Source organism: Microbulbifer sp. ALW1, assembly GCF_009903625.1.
In the GTDB taxonomy this organism is placed as follows: Bacteria; Pseudomonadota; Gammaproteobacteria; order Pseudomonadales; family Cellvibrionaceae; genus Microbulbifer.
Genome location: NZ_CP047569.1, coordinates 2,700,071 through 2,715,986, shown reverse-complemented (window position 1 = coordinate 2,715,986; position 15,916 = coordinate 2,700,071). Strand labels below are relative to the sequence as shown.

Below are 15,916 nucleotides of genomic sequence, written 5' to 3'. Positions count from 1 at the left end.
TTCTCTCTAATTAGGCAACCAGAAGGCTCTCGCGCACACAATTGATCATGGACCGCTCCAGCAGGAAGGCGCGCGCCTTGTCCGGGCAGGCTGCGGTTTCCATCAACATGGCCTGGCGCTTGCGCTGAATATCCGGGTCCGTCGCTTCCATCAGTTTTTTATTTTGAATGGTGTGCTCCTGTACAAATCGTACGGCCAACTCACGCCGTTGCCGGTCATACAGAGAAAATGCCTCTTCCCTAGACTGCTCGCCGGCGAATATTTTCTGGAACTTTTCCGCGAGATTAAACGCATCGTGTAAGCCGCCGTTCATCCCCATGCCACCCAGCGGGTTATTGATATGGCAGGCATCGCCCACCAGCACCGCACGTCGATCGTAATAGGTGGACGCGACGCGCTGATTGACCGCGTACAGACTGCGGTGGTGCACCTTGTAATCACTGCCCTTGCCATGCAGACGTTTCAGTCGTTCCTGTACAAATTCATCGGACAAGTACCGCTCCTCGTCCTGTTCGCTCTCAGGAAAGACCGGCACCAGCACCCGCCACAGCTTGTCGGTACGCAATATCACGCACCATTCGTCGGGGTCAGACACATAGTTCACGTAGGAGAAGTCGTCGAACACGGTTTCAAACGGAAACTCTGTACTGACAACAAGAAACTTTTCGTTATAGGTAAACCCGGAGAAGCCGATCTCACTGCGCTTGCGTACCACACTGCGCGCCCCCTCTGCCCCGACCAGATAGCTTCCAACAATCTCTTTTCTTCCTGAGGGCGTATCGACCAAGGCCACCACTCGGTCATCAAGCTGATCAAACCCCACCAGCTCGTGACTGAAAAGAACCGTTGCCAGAGGCTCTTGCTGTAGTACATCAACCACAAAGTGGGTCAGCTCGTACTGCTCCAGCTGAAGCCGAAACGGGTAGCGGGTTTCATCGGCGATCATGTCCATTTCGAAAGTCGCCACCTCGCCTGTGGCCCGATCTCGATACTGGTATCGATCCGCTTTCAGCCCCTTAGCCAGCATTTTTTCGATGACTCCGGCATCCAGGTCCGCAATCATTTCCAGAGATGGCGGGTGAAAAGTGGATGCGCGCAGGTCGATCGGCAGTGAATCGCATTTCTCCATCACTATCACCGGGATTCCGCTTCGGACCAGGGAGAGGGCCAACACACACCCGCTCGGCCCCGCACCAGCAATAATTACTGGCTTGGAATGGGAAGAGACATTGATCTTGGCATTGGCGATTGTATTCATACGACGGTACTGCTCTGAGAGATGGGAAGTGCTTCAACTGCCTGCAGTACAGCCTCCAGGCTGTCCACATCTGCATATTTGGCATGCATATCAAAAAGGTTGGCTTGGTGTGCCTGCGGGTTTCTGTCTCCGACCGCTTCCCGAGCAACAACCACCTTGAGGTCATGCTGCAGAGCATCCACGACCGAAGCGCGCACGCAGCCGCTGGTGGTCAACCCGGTTACCACAATGGAGTCGACACCGCGTCGAGCAATGTGTGCAGCAAGGTCGGTACGAAAAAATGCGCTGGGCCAGTGTTTTTCAATCAACACCTCACCAGGCTGCATCGCCAACCTCGCATCCACCTCCACCCAGGGGCTGCCCGCTTGCAGCCACTCCAGATGCGGGATGCGCTCGCGAAAGACCCGAGCCTCTGCCGGGTCCCGATATACAACGGAGGTGAAGAAGATGGGGAGCGATTTCTGGCGAAATACTTCCAGCAACTGTCGGTTGGCGTCCACCACTTCGGGACAATCCGTCCCCAGCGGGCACTCCGGGTTGGTAAAACCGTTGACCATATCGACCAGCACGAGCGCCGGTTTATTGCCGATACCGAGGGATTTGCGATGTAGATCCATCAGCTCACACTCCCCTGCTTTACTTGGGCGGCGGGGGCGGCGACATTCATAGATGTGAGCTCTTTGGGAGCTGCGTCTGCCGCTGAGCTTGTATCGTCCTTGACGACAAAAAATTCACGTAGTGCGGAAGCAACAAACGGCGCATGTGTTTCACAAACATAGGTCGCCGCATCCACCTCGGAACCAAGCGTTCGCGCGTTTTGCGCGATCTTCAATGACGGCTCAACAGCGTCGTACAGAAGGTCGCGCTTGCCGGCAAATAGCAGTACCGGGCAGGTTACTTTGGCGAGGTCTCGTCTAAAGTCATAGTCCGCTACCGCCTGATAACACTCCCGGTAGTGCCGTCCGCAACTGAACGCCAGCTGCAGCTCACGCTGGCTGATTTCCAGCGGCGCACTCTGGTCTTTCTTGCGCAGGCGCCACCACATTTTCTGCAGGTGGCCGCCATCTTCTTCCAGGGCAATTTCTTCCGCGGAATGTGGCAAGGCGTGACGCTGTGCCTCGGTCAGCAGGGTGGGGCCACTCAATGCGAGTGACGTCACCCATTCCGGAAACTCCGCGGCGATACTCGTCGCAATAGCCGCACCACTGTGGTGGCCAAACAGAAAGTAGGCTCGCCCGAACTCGGTCAACAGCGCCTCATGTATCTCCTCACCCAGGCGCTTGACACTGACCCTGCCCGGCATCGGATCACTGGAACCGAAGCCAGGGCTATCAATGGCAACCACGTGATATCGTTCGGCAACGAGGCGCATCAGCGGTAGATACATCTCGGAAGCACTGGGGGTCTGGTGCAATAGCACAAGCAGCGGTAAATTGGCGTCACCCATGGAGCGGAAATGCAGCTGGCCCCAGGTGTAATCCAGGTAACCACGTCGCAGGTTGCGCTGTGGTGCGGGCGGTGGGCTCAAGTCCAGGGTACTCATACTGGCAAACCCCCGGTATCCGCGCTTATCCATTTCACTTCGGTAAATTCTTCCGTGCTGTAGCGGCCACCGCTGCGCCCGAATCCGGACATACCAACACCGCCAATGGGCGCCAGCGCATTGCTCTGGAAGCTGTGCATACCGATATGTACGGCACCGGAACGTATTTTTCGTGCAGCCTGAAGCCCCCACTGCAGGTTGTTCGTGAGTACCGCCGCGGAAAGGCCGTATTCGCTGTCATTGGCGAGCGCAATGGCATCTCCCAGGTTTTCTGCCTGCGCAACACAGGTCACCGGACCAAAGCTCTCTTCCCGCCAAACGGCGCTGTGTTTTGGCGGCTGCAGAATCACTGTGGGCTTGATAACCAAAGGGCCAGCACTGGACAGCTCTCCTCCGGTTAGCAAAGTGGCGCCGTCCTGAACAGCAGCGCGAACCTGCTCCAGCACTTTTTCCACTGCACGACCATTAATGAGCGGGCCGTATACGGTTTCTTCATCGCGCAGATTCCCCAGGGTAATGGACTCCGCTTCACGCTTGAGAGCCTCGATAAACGCCGGGTAAACCTTACGGTCCACCACGATCCGCGAATTCGCCATACAGATCTGGCCGGCGTGGGTAAAAATGCCCTGCGCGGCAATGGCGGCCGCCTGCTGCGGATCGGCATCTTCCAGCACCAGCAGTGCACTTTTCCCACCGAGTTCCAGCTGAACACGGCGCATGCCTTTCAGCGCCTGCTGGGCAACCAGCACTCCGGTTTGGGTACTGCCGGTCAACGCCACGGAATCCACCTGCGGATGGTTCACCAGCTCCGCGCCACACTCACTGCCAAACCCGGGCAGCACACTGACCGCCCCTGCCGGCAACCCAGCATCCAGCAACAGCTGACCGAATGCCAATGCCGTAAGCGGAGTCTCCTCCGATGGTTTGATGACAACGGCGTTACCTGCAGCGAGCGGAAACGCGGCCATTTTGGTCAGCAGGGAAAGGGGGGCATTGTAGGGAGACACAACCGCGACGGTACCTAGCGGCTCGCGGATCACCAGGCTGATTTTGTGTGGATCGTCGTTGGGGAAAGTTTCGCCGTACAAACGCCGCACTTCACCGGCGGCGGTGCGCAACAGATCGACGGTGTATTGAATTTCTCGGCGCGCCTTGCGTATCGCAGACCCGCTTTCATCGATCAGCGTGTCGAGAAATCGCGCCTCGCCCTCATTGGCGACCAGCTCCGCAGCCTTTAAGAAAACCGCTTCGCGCTCGGAAGCAGACTTGCGATACCACTCGACAAACCCTTCGCGAGCAGCATTCACTGCAAGGTTTACATCCCCTGCCCTTGCCCGGGCCACCGTTGCAAGCGTGCGCCCTGTCTCCGGGGCAAACACCGGGAAAGTTTCGCCATTGACGGCATCCACTTCGCGTCCGGCAATCAAAAGACCTCGATGAAGCATGGCCCTTTCCTGAACTGATACTTGAATTATTGTTTTACCGGAGTTGGTCCGGAACCCAGCGTTAAAGACGGTGACTATTTGCTACCGACGCCGAACAGGCTTTGCTCCGCCCCTTCAATTTCCATTTGCGCCGCCATCAGCCGTCCTCTTTCCGCAGGAAATGCCTGCACCACCCCCATGGTGAGCTCGCGCAGATAGCGAGCGGGATCACCCATGGTTCCGGAGGTGCCACTGGCCTTCAGCGCATTTACTGCAATGTTAAAACCACATTCTGCGACCACGCCCTTGCAAAGGCGCCACTGCTTGACAACTTCGTGCTTGGGTTTCAGCGGCGGTTCACTGGTTTCCAACTGCAGCTGGCGCCGCAACCACATCAAAGAGGTCTCCAGGTCCACCAGCATTTTTCCGATCAGCTCCTGTTGATAAGGCGCTGTTCCAATAGGCTTACCGGTGTCGGCAAATTTTTTCTCGGTCAGATTCTTGATGGCATTTTGGTAGGCGGAGTGGCCGGCACCAGCATAACCACAGACCGCGGCCATCTGATTGCCGACAAAGCTACCGCGGCTCATTTGCATACAGCGGGTGAACGCGCCGGGAATTGCCAGGGCATCCGCCTCGGCAACGAAATAGTCTTCGAGCACAATGCCACCGGAACTGGTGCCACGCATTCCGATCGCGTCCCATGGGGCGCGGGGCTTCACGCCCTCGCCCTTCGGATTGACGAAAAAGGTACACAAGCCCTCTGCTGTCTCTACTCCTTCAAGGCTGGCGGTCACCAGATATATATCCGCGATCCCGGTACCCGTACCGAAGGACTTGACACCGTTCAGCAGGTATCCGCCTTCCACTTTGCGCGCGGCGGTACTGATAGTGACAGCCGCTTTCTCTGACTTCACCGACTCGCTTGCAAAGTTGGCGAACCACTTGCCATCGCGCCCCATGGAATACAGAACCTGCTCCGCAAAGTGTTGCACCTGCACCGATTCCTGCTCATCAAACAACCCTTCTTCCAGGGCTTCTATGGCAAGCAGCCCGCGTGACGCGGCGCTGCAGTGAAAGAAAAAGGCCAGCGCCGTAGATGGACACGCGCTACCCAGTGCGAAACATGCGGCAGCAAGGTCGCGCAATCCGCCACCCAGGCCACCGTAGGCTTCCGGAATAATTAGGCCAAGGAGACCGCTTTCGCTGAACAGCTTTACATGGGGCATGTGGAACTGCGCATTGGCGTCCACGTCCCGTGCAGCTTCCCTCACCTGTGGCAACACCGACTCCACCACTTCCGCGCGGCGTCGCTCCGCAGCATTCATGTCTTCAAGCAGGATTTCAGCAGTCAATGACATCGCAATTCCCCTTGGGTTTACCGAAGCGTTAAAGCTCGGCACCCGGATTCCCAATTTAATATTTGGATTTAATTATTCTGAAACGACAGCAAACGGATCGAAGAAGCCTTGGCGGCCAACGAGATCGTCAGCCGCACATGGTCAGCAGATTGCGCAGAGCAAGGGCGCTTTCCTCGCCGATCAGACCACCAATCTGGTTCCAGACCTTGTCGACCGCGGGATCGAAAATTATGGCCTTGTTGCGGGCGTCGCGGCGCGCCAACGATTCACTGCTCACGTCGTCGAGCACGGCATTGCTCACACCACTGCGCAGCAGTCCCAACCAGTGATCGAGATAAGCGGTTACCGTCTCGTCGATTTTGCCAAAGGCTTCTGGGGTCGCCCGATGAGCCAGCATCCAGGGTGACATCACCGCATTCTGGCGCGGGTCCAGGTGTGCGGCAGACAGCCCTTCGATAGCGCGACCAGCCTTGCAGGCATCGGTAAGGGGCGTGAAGACCTCGTCCATGTAGGCGAGGTTTGCGCCCAGGTCCAGGCGCGGGATGAGATCCAGGTGGAAAGCGCAGTGCCCGCCTGCACCCACGGAATCGAGGGTGAAGTGCGGGACTGCCGTTTCACTGGGGGTAAAGGCAAACAACATGTGGGAATCGAGGCCGATCTGCGGCACCACGATACTGCAAGTGATCAGCTGCAGGAGACCGCCGCCCGTGTAACGGCGCACAGCTCCGACACTGCCCTGCGCCATCGGCGCGTGACTTTCGAGTGACATCCAGGGGCCGCCATCGGCACCCGGCTGCTCAGTCAGCTCCAGCTCTTGAACGAGCCGATCGCGGGTTGTGTCTGCCAGCGATTTAGGAAGTGAGATTCCGCTCATGGTGTTTCCCCAACGATTCAGCAAGTGGCTTATGTTGGATTTTATTGTCGGAATCTACCGCTTTGCGAACATTGATAAATCTCAAAATGCCCGGTGTTTGCACAACGCGATCACCGGGCACTTGGCGGGCACTCTCCCGGAATATGAATCAATAGACGGCTGCCGGCTCAGCCATCTCTGTGGCACCTACCGCGGCAATGGGCCCACACAGCGCCCAGGGGCGGTTGCGCACCAGATCCGTATTGCGGGAAACCTCCTTATTCTCCGCGCACGCGGGGTAGAGGGTGACATCAAGGTGATGACTGTCTGGCGCTATGGTGTATATCTCTGGCTCGCTCAACAGCCCCTCAAATGGACGCTCCTTCCACTGCGTCATCACGGTAAAGTCGCGCTGCAACGCTGTGGCGAAACTCGCTCCAAGGGTGGCGCCAGCAGCTGGGCGCAATAAGGCGGGCGCCAGCAGGTTGATACGATTTTCCGCTGACCGCTCCAGCAAGCCCGTTTGCAGCTCCCATGCCTCAAGGGGCTCGACCGGTACAACAGCGGTATCGACACCCGCCAATGCCAAAAGGCGGAAAGTCTCCGGATAGATACTGTCGTCGCTGGTCACCAGGCCAATGCGGGCAAACGGCAGCTCAAAAGGCTCGAATCCAGCGGCCAACTCCGACCAGGCAAAACGCTCACTGCGGTGCACCTGAGGCTGGGCCGCAATCAACCCTTCGGCCCCAATCAATACCGCACAGTAGTGAAAACCACTCTGCTCTTTTGCCAAGGGCAGCGCAGTCGCAACAAACGCATCGCCAGAACCCGCGCTGATCGCCGCTGCCAGTTGCGCGATGATCTGATCGGCGGCATCCGCGGCAGCGGCAACACCCGCTCCAATCAACTCAGCACCAAGGAGCGGTGAAAGCCCTACCAGGCGTGCGCCACGGCCGATCGCATCCGTCACTTCATCGGCCGCGCGCACTGTAGCCACAGCCGCTTCGCCGAGATGAGTCATGCAAGGTACAGAAACCACGGACGCCGCCAGCGCATCGTCTCCCACCCAGCGGGGATAGGACTGCCCTTCAGGGCTTTCTGCAATCGCCCGGTACAGCTCCGGGCGCCGACTGGCAAATACATCCGTACCATCCGGGCGCAGCTTGTTGTCTGCTTCGGCAGGCTGAATATCTGCCCACACGACCTCTTCCTGATCCTTCGAGGCACAGACCAGTACAGTGCCGTCCGGGGCAACGATCTGGCTCTCGCCAGAACCGTAAAGGTGCTTTTCTGGAATGCCTGTCGCGGCACTCACCGGGCCCAGCAAGGCCTCCGGTACCAGGGGGCCCACTTTGTTCGCCGCCACAATAAATACGCGGGACTCCGGTGCGCGCACTGGAATGTGCAGAGAACCCTCATCACTGGCAAAGGAGTTGACGCTATTACACAGTACCTGTGCACCACGCAGGGAAAGGGTGCGTGGAGGCTCGTTAATCACCCCGTCCATACAGGCGTACATGCCCAAGCGGCCAACTGGGGTGTCGACAATGGGTCCAGGGGCATCGGCCTTTTTCAGGAAATCATTTTCATGGCCGATATAAATCTGCTTGGTGTTATCGCCAAGAAGCTCGCCCTCCGGGGAGTACAGCAGGCTGGAACCGGTAACATCACCGTTATCCCGCAATACCGTGCAGTTCACGACCAAATAAAAGCCTTTCTCTTTCGCTTTTTTAGCCACCGCCTGCAGGAAGGGGCCGTCCAGGGTGACGGACACCGCTGCACAATGTTCGGGCCCGTCGTACCAGGAAAGGTGGTTACAAAACTCCGGCAGCACCACCAGGTCGGGTTTAATCTCGGCCGCCTTGTCGAGCATACGCAGGGTCGTGCTGAGGTTTTCTTCGATGTCAGTTCCGGCATGGAACTGGACGGCAGCGGCACGAATGGTCGCCTTGGTGTTCATGGGCATTCTCCTGCTTCCCTATATCTCTGTACTTTGTATCTCTTTACTTACTACTTTCTTCTTTTCTAGCCGCACGGGCATGCGCGGTAGCATTTGTTATAAAATACGGTCATTATATCTTTTCCGCAAGAATCCAGATCAATATAGTGAACGTAAGAGGTATCGATAAGAACACGGCAATCGCCCAAATAAACAGAACCGGCCCCTCAAGCCGTTAACGGAAAAGCACCATGAGCCAACAAACCGGGCGCCGATTTCTCGGCATCGAACTTAACCCCGCGGTAAGCGGCGGCAACCTCGTCACTTTCTATTTCTCCTGCTTCGCGACCATTCTGTTCGCCTCTTTTATTCCACAGAGCCAACCGTTTCTGCTCACGGAATTTCTGGGTATTGAACAGGAGCGACACGGCGTCGTCAGCGGCCTGCTGAACTTCTGGGCAGAGATCGTCATCATTATTGCGGTCGCCATATTCGGCCCCCTCTCTGATCGACTGGGTCGGCGTCCGGTAACGGGGCTCGGGTTCCTGGTGATGGCCGCGGGCATAGCGCTATACCCCCACGCCGACACCCTGAACGGGCTGCTCGCATTCCGCCTACTTTACTCCGTCGGTCTTGCCGCTGTAACCACCTGTATTGTCACCCTGGTTGGTGACTACGCAGCCAACACCAGCCGCGGCCGCGCTACCGGCCTGCAGGGCGTAATGAATGGCTTCGGCGCCATGGTCAGCGTCTTCTTCCTGTTGCAGCTGCCCGCGATTTTTCAGAATGGTGGCGCCACCGCGAAAGAAGCCGGGCTTTGGACCTACTCCCTGGTAGCCATCGTCACCGCCATTACCGGCATTGTGATGTTTTTTGGCCTCAAGAAAGGGGCCGACGCCAACACCGATAGCGAGCACAGCGAAAGCCTGTGGGAAATTACCCGTGCAGGCCTGCGCTCTGGCAAAGACCCGGCCATCGCCCTGGCCTACGGCGCGTCCTTTGTGGCCCGCGGCAACCTGATGATCGTCGGGACTTTTTTCACCCTATGGGTCACCAACTACGGAACCTCGCAACTGGGTATGAGCCGCGCAGACGCACTGGCCCGCGCGGGCATGATTGTCGGTATTGCCCAGGGCTGCGCCCTTCTGGGAGCACCGGTCTTCGGTATTCTTGCGGATAAAATCAATCGTCTGGTCGCGCTGCGGGTCGCCCTGCTGATTTCTGCGATAGGCTATGGCTCGACCCTGTTTATTTACGACCCCTTCTCACCTGCCATGATCTTTTGCGCGGTACTGATCGGGCTCGGCGAAATCAGCTGCATTATTACCAGCGGGGTGCTTATCAATCAGCAGGCGCCGGAGCGTCAGCGAGGGGCGGTAATCGGGTTTTTCACCCTGAGCGGGGCGGTAGGCATTCTGGTGGCCAGTGTTATTGGTGGCTACCTGTTTGATGCCTGGCGCCCGTCCGGTCCCTTCGTATTCTTCTCCGTTGTTGCGCTCGCGGTTCTCACCTGGGCGATGTTTATAGGGAAAGAAAAAGGGGACACACAAGTCCTCGCCAATACCAACCCGAACCCCAGTAGCGCTTGAAAACCCAGCAGAGCAGATACAAAAAAAGAGGCCTCCGGCCTCTTTTTTTGTGAGTAAAACCCAACATATTGGGCAAGGCGGTAACCGTTTACGCTTGCGCCTCGTGCTCGACAAACAGGTCACGCTTGTTGAACCCGGCAGTCAGAAAACGCACAAATGCCTTTGGCGTGGTCAGCCAAGCAACCCGCGTGCCGGATTTCTTCGCCTTCAGGACACCCTCAACAAGGAAAGGAGTTACCGTCTCTACCGTATCGCCGAGAATATTGAGGATCTTCTTGGTCTTCCGCCACTCCTCAGATGACAAGTCGTAATCGCCTACCAACAGATCGGTCACCACGATTCCAGGGCTCAGGGTGTTCACCTGAACACGGCTGCCTTTAATTTCCTTCTGCAAGCTGGCATTAATGTAATTCAAGGCACGCTTGGTCGCGCCATAGGCAACCATACCCGGAGCACACTGCCCGTTACTGCCAAAGCCTTCCATATTCCAGATCTGCCCACCGTCGGCTTTCAGCATTTCTGCCAGCACCACCTTATTGGCAATCAACAAGCCGGTGAGGTTTGTGGCAACAATCTTTTCCAGATCACCGACCGCCTGCTCCGACAGCGGTTTGCGCGCGATACTCATGCCCGCATTATTGATCCAGATATCAACACACCCAAAGGCCCCACAAGCGGTATCCCAAAGTGCCTGCACATCTGAAGCCGAGGTTATATCGCAATGCCGACCGGCAACACGCCCCGGGTACTTGCCATCAAGCTCCTGCGCCACCCGCTCGACCGCCTCCCGGCTGCGGCCGCTCACCACAACCCGACACTCCTCCTTCAAAAAATTTTCCGCGAGGCCTCGCCCGATACCTCGTGTACTTCCCGTTATCACGACCGTCTTCATTCGATTCTCCTTAAACACCCTTGACTCGTTGTTATCACGCCTGACTAGGGATGTGATCGCACCATGTTTTCACTTTGGATTATTGATATATGTCTAATTCCGAGTGCGCAAAGTGATGAAAATGTGCAATCAGTCGCCAATAGGAGCAACCTACATGACCAACCACAACGACAAGCAGTACCCGACCTTCCCCGTTGGCTCTGTGGGCTACAACCTGATGCTTATGCGTGGTATCTGGCACGACCAGGTGGAGCTCTTTCACCTGGATGGCCGCCCGCTGGAGGACGACACCACCGCCGGCAGTGGAACACCGGGCCCCAGCCCCTTTGATAATCTGGTGTATCTGGATTTTGACGGCTACACACTAAAGCTTACCAATGTACACATCCGCGGCCGCGACGCCGTTGCCAAGACGTTTACCGGCCGCATGGAAAATGACCTGCTGGTTTTCGACTCCCTTGGACCCGGCGCCTACGAGAATGTGGGCGTTTCCGGCGGCGTCGGCTTACTGACCTTCAATGCCCGTCAACTCGACGCGGCCTGCAATGTCTATATGGAGCCAGATTTCATCATGCTCACTGCCCCAGGCCAGCGGGTCCGCCACACCGTGCTCTACCGCAACGGCGACGCAGTCCGCACCCTCACCGCCCGCGGCACCCGCCTTTCTCCACTCTGCGATCGCCGCCACGCGCTGGACCCTCGCGGCCTTGAAGGGCAAGTTCACGAGGCACCATTTCAGGCCAAGATCTGGCAGCATCTGGAGGCCTGATAACACCAGGTTGCGCCAAATTCTTTGCCAGGATTTGTCGCGCAACCGCCTGCTTTTCTTATTGACAATTGTCATACGTCTGGATGAGCAGCCCAATATCCTTTGGTCATCGTCACAACTACAGGCCAAGTCAGGATCATGCCCACTACCCGCGCATTTTTTAGTAGCTTCCGCGTACCGGGCCTACAAAGTCCGTATGACACTGCCACGCTCAAAATCTACTACCCTGCCACTTTTGCCAATTCAGATCTTGAGCGGAACACCGGCCAAGTCCCGAGCAGTGCTGAACAGGCGCCCTTTCCCGTTGCTATCTTTCTGCCAGGCGTAAACGTTGAGCCGAGCAGTTACGGGTGGCTAGCGGCACAATTTGCAGCACAAGGTATAGTCACCGCGATTCCATACCTGATCGCCGAGGAGATGCCCGGCTGCGTAAGCCTAACCCCGGGCATTGATATCGCGGCACTAAAACCAGAAAACTACGGCAAAAGCCCTCGGCAGTGTTGCTGCCAGCTCTGTTACAAAAATTGCGCGCTCTCAATGCATCGGGACTCCTCGCTGACAGGCTAGACCTGGACCATCTGGCCCTGGGTGGTCATTCTGCGGGCGGTACCGTCGCACTGATCAATGGTCGCCGTGAGTGGCTGCCGGGCTTGCGCGCCACCTTCAGCTATGGCGCACACACCGGTGCGGCAACGGCTCTCGGCTGGGAGGCGGACACTTTACTGGCGCCCGCTGCAGACATTCCACTGCTGATCGCTGGTGGCGACCGCGATGGCTGTATTGCGGCAAGCAGCAGGCGCTATGGTGAAAATAACCCATCACATGATGATTGCAGCAATCGCATTGAACAGACTTTCTCCCGTGTGGTTGCCAACAATAACGGCAAAAACTGGCTTTGCATTCTGAAGCAGGCAAATCACTTCACGGTCTGCAACCCTTTCGATGAGTGCACCGGGCGTGGATTTCTGGATTACCCGGTAGATAATCCGGAAGCAGCTCGAGATTTACTGGGAAGCCTTCTCACCAAATTTCTCTCTGTGCATCTGCGTCACGAAAACGCAGATCATTTGAGTGCGATGATCCAACGACATCACGCTCAATTCGCGACGGTCAAAAATAAATAAGTTGGAAAGATTTTAGGAAGTAACGCTATGCAGTATCGAGTGTGGGAATGCCTGGTTTGCGGCTGGGTTTACGACGAGCAGAAAGGTGCCCCGGAAGAAGGCATTGCCCCCGGGACACGCTGGGAAGATATCCCCAGTGACTGGCTGTGCCCCGAGTGCGGTGTCGGCAAGAGCGACTTCGAAATGGTCGAAGTGCGCACCATTGAGTCCAACGACGCACCTACCGAAGAGCCTACGGAAACCGCACAAGCCGCTGACATGGCCGAGGCTCAGGCGGTACCTGCCGATGCAGTTGCCGCACCCGTTGCGCCCGCAATGGATATCAGCAGCAACATCGATAGCAGTCGCGCCCCCATCGTCATCATCGGTACCGGCCTTGCGGGCTACAACCTGGCCCGGGAGTTCCGCAAGCAGGATACGCAAACACCACTGATCATGATCAGCGCGGACGACGGGGCCTACTACTCCAAACCACAGCTGAGCACTGCGTTTCAAAAACAGCGCACACCTCAGGATTTGATGACCAGCGATGCGCGCACCATGGCCATGTCCCTTGCCGCGCAAATACTTACCTTCACGCGCGTGCTGGAAATCAACAGTGCCGAGCAGCAGGTTACCCTGGAGTGCGCTGGCCGCACGCAACAACTTTCCTATGCGAAACTGGTGCTCGCCGTGGGTGCCGATACCATTACCGCTCCCACCGAGGGCGATGCTGGCGGTGCCGCAGTACCCATCAATGACCTGCAGGATTTCCAGCGTTTTTACACCGCCAGTACCGGTGCACGCTCGGTACTCATTATCGGTGGCGGACTGATTGGGTGCGAATACGCCAACGACCTGATCCAGTCCGGCTTCAACGTCCACGTTGTCGAGCCACAAAACGGCGTGCTCGCGACACTACTGCCAGCTCCTGCTGGCCAGCTGGTGCAACAACGCCTGGAAGCGGCTGGAGTGCAATTCCACCTGGAGACGCGAGTAACACGACTGGAGCATAGCCAGGGGCAACTTCTCGCAACACTGGAGAACGGTGAACAGGTTCGCTGTGACCGCGCCATCTCTGCCATCGGTGTACGTGCCCGAACACAACTCGCCGAGAAAGCCGGGCTCAAAGTGGCACGCGGTATCGTAACTGACCGTTACCTGCAGACCAGCGCAAAGAACATATTCGCCCTCGGAGACTGTGCCGAGGTGGACGGTCGCAATCTGTGTTACGTAGCCCCTCTCCTCGCCGGTGCTCGCGCTTTGGCACACACACTAAGCGGCAACCCGACGGCAGTACACTATGGTGCGATGCCGGTGTCGATCAAGACAACATTGTGCCCGGTCACCGTCTCCCCGGCTCGTCCCTGGATTTCCGGCAACTGGGAGATTCTGCGCGCCGATGCGCGTGGCGTGCACGCTATTTTCGTTGACAGCCAGGGCACCCTGCAGGGGTTTGCATTATGTGGCGATGCCACCAGTGAAGCCTCCCGGCTCACGGAGCAAGTCCCGGCACTGCTGCAGATTTGATAATTGACAAGGCCTCAGAGCGGGCGCGCGGTAACGTGTGCCCCATGCGAAAAGCAAATTCGAATTCTCGAACGGAAGACACCATGAGCGACAGCAAACAACCCAGTAACTGGCAGAAATCCATTGAGGGCGAATGGCATGGCATGCCATCTCTGTTTGAGGCCACCGGTACACACGTGGGCTACAACAAGGTAACCCGCGCAAGTGAATTCGCCGATGGCCGTACTACCTATTGGATGCAGACCCGCTTCGACGCCACCGGCCCGCTTAACGACCGCTTCGAACTGGGCAGCCCTTTCAAGTTTGGCGTGATCGATTCCGACCAGGACCGCATCTATACCGGCCCGGACTTCGTCGGCAGTGGCCGCCCCTACGGCCTGCTGGTTGACTCCAACTACTACTCCCCTGGCTGGAATGTAAACCTTCGCACCATGAACCACGTGGTTCCGGACCTGGGTATTCAGGTTTACTCGTCTCAACTATTCGAGGCAGATACGCTGGTAGGTGTATTCAACGGCCTGTACATTGTGACCGACGATCACGAGACCAACCCGAAGACGCAAAAACGCGTTGCGCAATTCCTTGAGCAGGAACGCAGGGACGGCAAACGCCCATTCAACCTGCCGGTCAAGCATGCGGGCAAATTCACCGGCAAGTTTGAGGTCTATAACGACAAGCAGGAACTGGTGGGTCATAACGAAGTCACCATCCACCACAAGCCCATCAACCTGCTGCATTCGGAGCAGACCATTGAGATCAAGGGCGTGGTCAACGCGCGCTGGACCGCGATGCGCACCCGCAATGGCAATCACCACCAATACCACGGCCCGGATATGTTCGGCAACGGTATGTCCTACGGCCGCTACCTCTATTCGGTGCGCCACGTGTTCGGACAAGCCTTCAAGCTGTGGTCCCGCGAAACCCAGGTAGATGAGGACTACACCCTTGTCTGTGCCTGGCAGTTTATGCAGTCACAGAAAGAGCAGTACACCACCTTCGGCGTTCTGCGCTGGGAAGAAGGCGAACTGGTATTGGGAGCACAGTATGTCGAGTGAAGCAAAGGCCATGGCGGTTGAGATCACAAAGAGCCGGGAACCTGAGCCTGCGGCCGTGATCGACGCACTGGCACTGCGCCAGGTGTTCGGCCAGTTCGCTACGGGCGTTACCATCGTCACCACCCGTGATCAGGCTGGCCAGCCAGTCGGCATGACCGCGAGCAGCTTCAACTCCGTGTCTCTGGACCCTCCACTGGTGCTCTGGTGTATTGACCGGAAGGCGGGCTGCTTCGACGCTTTCAATCAGTGCGATCACTTCGCCATTCACGTGCTGAACGAGGAACAAAGTGACCTCTCCACCCTATTTGCGCGCAAGGGAGTCGATCGCTTTGGACAGGTAGCGTACCGCCATAACGGTCAGGGTATCCCCCTGCTGGAAGAGTACTGCGCGCGGCTGGAGTGCAGCGTTGAGCACCGCTACGCCGGCGGCGACCACGTGATCATGGTAGGCCGAGTACGAGAGATGAGCACCCAGGAACACGCCCCGCTGGTGTTCCACCGTGGCCGCTACGCGCAAATTGCCTAAAAATTACTCATGTACGATCGTACTTATTCGTACAAAATTTCTTCGTAGACAGCGTGCGTCATAGGCAATAAGAT

General features: G+C 57.4%; 14 protein-coding genes. 6 read left to right on the top strand and 8 right to left on the bottom strand.

Annotated features, from left to right (window positions below):
- Positions 1-10: 10 nt before the first annotated feature.
- The 7 genes from GRX76_RS11255 to GRX76_RS11225 all read right to left on the bottom strand — a co-directional run bounded on the left by GRX76_RS11255 (position 11) and on the right by GRX76_RS11225 (position 8,399).
- Positions 11-1,258 carry an NAD(P)/FAD-dependent oxidoreductase gene (locus tag GRX76_RS11255; protein WP_160153398.1) on the bottom strand — a complete coding sequence of 416 codons (1,248 nt, stop codon included), beginning with the start codon at positions 1,256-1,258 and terminating at the stop codon, positions 11-13.
- Positions 1,255-1,875, bottom strand: a complete 621-nt coding sequence (locus GRX76_RS11250) for an isochorismatase family protein (protein WP_160153397.1) — start codon at positions 1,873-1,875, stop codon at positions 1,255-1,257. Before GRX76_RS11250 ends, GRX76_RS11255 begins: the two co-directional genes overlap by 4 nt.
- Complete coding sequence (locus GRX76_RS11245) at positions 1,875-2,801, bottom strand: alpha/beta fold hydrolase (RefSeq protein WP_160153396.1); 927 nt, start codon at positions 2,799-2,801, stop codon at positions 1,875-1,877. Before GRX76_RS11245 ends, GRX76_RS11250 begins: the two co-directional genes overlap by 1 nt.
- On the bottom strand, positions 2,798-4,246 hold the full coding sequence (locus tag GRX76_RS11240) for an aldehyde dehydrogenase (protein ID WP_160153395.1): 1,449 nt from the start codon (positions 4,244-4,246) through the stop codon (positions 2,798-2,800). Before GRX76_RS11240 ends, GRX76_RS11245 begins: the two co-directional genes overlap by 4 nt.
- A 74-nt stretch (positions 4,247-4,320) precedes the next feature.
- Positions 4,321-5,586 carry an acyl-CoA dehydrogenase family protein gene (locus GRX76_RS11235; protein ID WP_160153394.1) on the bottom strand — a complete coding sequence of 422 codons (1,266 nt, stop codon included), beginning with the start codon at positions 5,584-5,586 and terminating at the stop codon, positions 4,321-4,323.
- Positions 5,587-5,713: 127 nt separating this feature from the next.
- A complete protein-coding gene (locus tag GRX76_RS11230) occupies positions 5,714-6,460 on the bottom strand; it encodes a hypothetical protein (RefSeq protein WP_160153393.1) in 747 nt (248 codons plus the stop codon).
- 148 nt (positions 6,461-6,608) lie between these two features.
- Complete coding sequence (locus GRX76_RS11225) at positions 6,609-8,399, bottom strand: nitrilase-related carbon-nitrogen hydrolase (RefSeq protein WP_160153392.1); 1,791 nt, start codon at positions 8,397-8,399, stop codon at positions 6,609-6,611.
- A 230-nt stretch (positions 8,400-8,629) separates the two neighbouring features.
- Here GRX76_RS11225 and GRX76_RS11220 point away from each other — a divergent pair, with 230 nt between their 5' ends.
- Entirely contained in the window at positions 8,630-9,967 is a 1,338-nt protein-coding gene (locus tag GRX76_RS11220; protein WP_160153391.1) for an MFS transporter, read from the top strand.
- A gap of 88 nt (positions 9,968-10,055) precedes the next feature.
- Here the strand turns inward: GRX76_RS11220 and GRX76_RS11215 are convergent, their stop codons facing one another.
- Complete coding sequence (locus GRX76_RS11215) at positions 10,056-10,859, bottom strand: SDR family oxidoreductase (protein ID WP_160153390.1); 804 nt, start codon at positions 10,857-10,859, stop codon at positions 10,056-10,058.
- Positions 10,860-11,013: 154 nt separating this feature from the next.
- On the opposite strand from GRX76_RS11215, the gene GRX76_RS11210 reads away from it, so the two are divergent.
- The 5 genes from GRX76_RS11210 to GRX76_RS11190 all read left to right on the top strand — a co-directional run bounded on the left by GRX76_RS11210 (position 11,014) and on the right by GRX76_RS11190 (position 15,842).
- On the top strand, positions 11,014-11,628 hold the full coding sequence (locus GRX76_RS11210) for a hypothetical protein (RefSeq protein WP_236250326.1): 615 nt from the start codon (positions 11,014-11,016) through the stop codon (positions 11,626-11,628).
- Positions 11,629-12,125: 497 nt separating this feature from the next.
- On the top strand, positions 12,126-12,752 hold the full coding sequence (locus GRX76_RS11205; protein ID WP_160153389.1) for a hypothetical protein: 627 nt from the start codon (positions 12,126-12,128) through the stop codon (positions 12,750-12,752).
- A 27-nt stretch (positions 12,753-12,779) separates the two neighbouring features.
- Positions 12,780-14,261, top strand: coding sequence for an FAD-dependent oxidoreductase (locus GRX76_RS11200; RefSeq protein ID WP_160153388.1), 1,482 nt, complete (start codon positions 12,780-12,782; stop codon positions 14,259-14,261).
- A gap of 83 nt (positions 14,262-14,344) precedes the next feature.
- Complete coding sequence (locus GRX76_RS11195; RefSeq protein WP_160153387.1) at positions 14,345-15,316, top strand: hypothetical protein; 972 nt, start codon at positions 14,345-14,347, stop codon at positions 15,314-15,316.
- Entirely contained in the window at positions 15,306-15,842 is a 537-nt protein-coding gene (locus GRX76_RS11190; protein WP_160153386.1) for a flavin reductase family protein, read from the top strand. The genes GRX76_RS11195 and GRX76_RS11190 overlap by 11 nt, the downstream gene beginning before the upstream one ends.
- Positions 15,843-15,916 lie beyond the last annotated feature (74 nt).

Excerpts from the sequence above, each read along its gene's own strand:
- GRX76_RS11255 (WP_160153398.1), bottom strand. The coding sequence starts at position 1,258 with ATGAATACAATCGCCAATGCCAAGATCAATGTCTCTTCCCATTCCAAG.
- GRX76_RS11250 (WP_160153397.1), bottom strand. The coding sequence starts at position 1,875 with ATGGATCTACATCGCAAATCCCTCGGTATCGGCAATAAACCGGCGCTC.
- GRX76_RS11245 (WP_160153396.1), bottom strand. The coding sequence starts at position 2,801 with ATGAGTACCCTGGACTTGAGCCCACCGCCCGCACCACAGCGCAACCTG.
- GRX76_RS11240 (WP_160153395.1), bottom strand. The coding sequence starts at position 4,246 with ATGCTTCATCGAGGTCTTTTGATTGCCGGACGCGAAGTGGATGCCGTC.
- GRX76_RS11235 (WP_160153394.1), bottom strand. The coding sequence starts at position 5,586 with ATGTCATTGACTGCTGAAATCCTGCTTGAAGACATGAATGCTGCGGAG.
- GRX76_RS11230 (WP_160153393.1), bottom strand. The coding sequence starts at position 6,460 with ATGAGCGGAATCTCACTTCCTAAATCGCTGGCAGACACAACCCGCGAT.
- GRX76_RS11225 (WP_160153392.1), bottom strand. The coding sequence starts at position 8,399 with ATGAACACCAAGGCGACCATTCGTGCCGCTGCCGTCCAGTTCCATGCC.
- GRX76_RS11220 (WP_160153391.1), top strand. The coding sequence starts at position 8,630 with ATGAGCCAACAAACCGGGCGCCGATTTCTCGGCATCGAACTTAACCCC.
- GRX76_RS11215 (WP_160153390.1), bottom strand. The coding sequence starts at position 10,859 with ATGAAGACGGTCGTGATAACGGGAAGTACACGAGGTATCGGGCGAGGC.
- GRX76_RS11210 (WP_236250326.1), top strand. The coding sequence starts at position 11,014 with ATGACCAACCACAACGACAAGCAGTACCCGACCTTCCCCGTTGGCTCT.
- GRX76_RS11200 (WP_160153388.1), top strand. The coding sequence starts at position 12,780 with ATGCAGTATCGAGTGTGGGAATGCCTGGTTTGCGGCTGGGTTTACGAC.
- GRX76_RS11195 (WP_160153387.1), top strand. The coding sequence starts at position 14,345 with ATGAGCGACAGCAAACAACCCAGTAACTGGCAGAAATCCATTGAGGGC.
- GRX76_RS11190 (WP_160153386.1), top strand. The coding sequence starts at position 15,306 with ATGTCGAGTGAAGCAAAGGCCATGGCGGTTGAGATCACAAAGAGCCGG.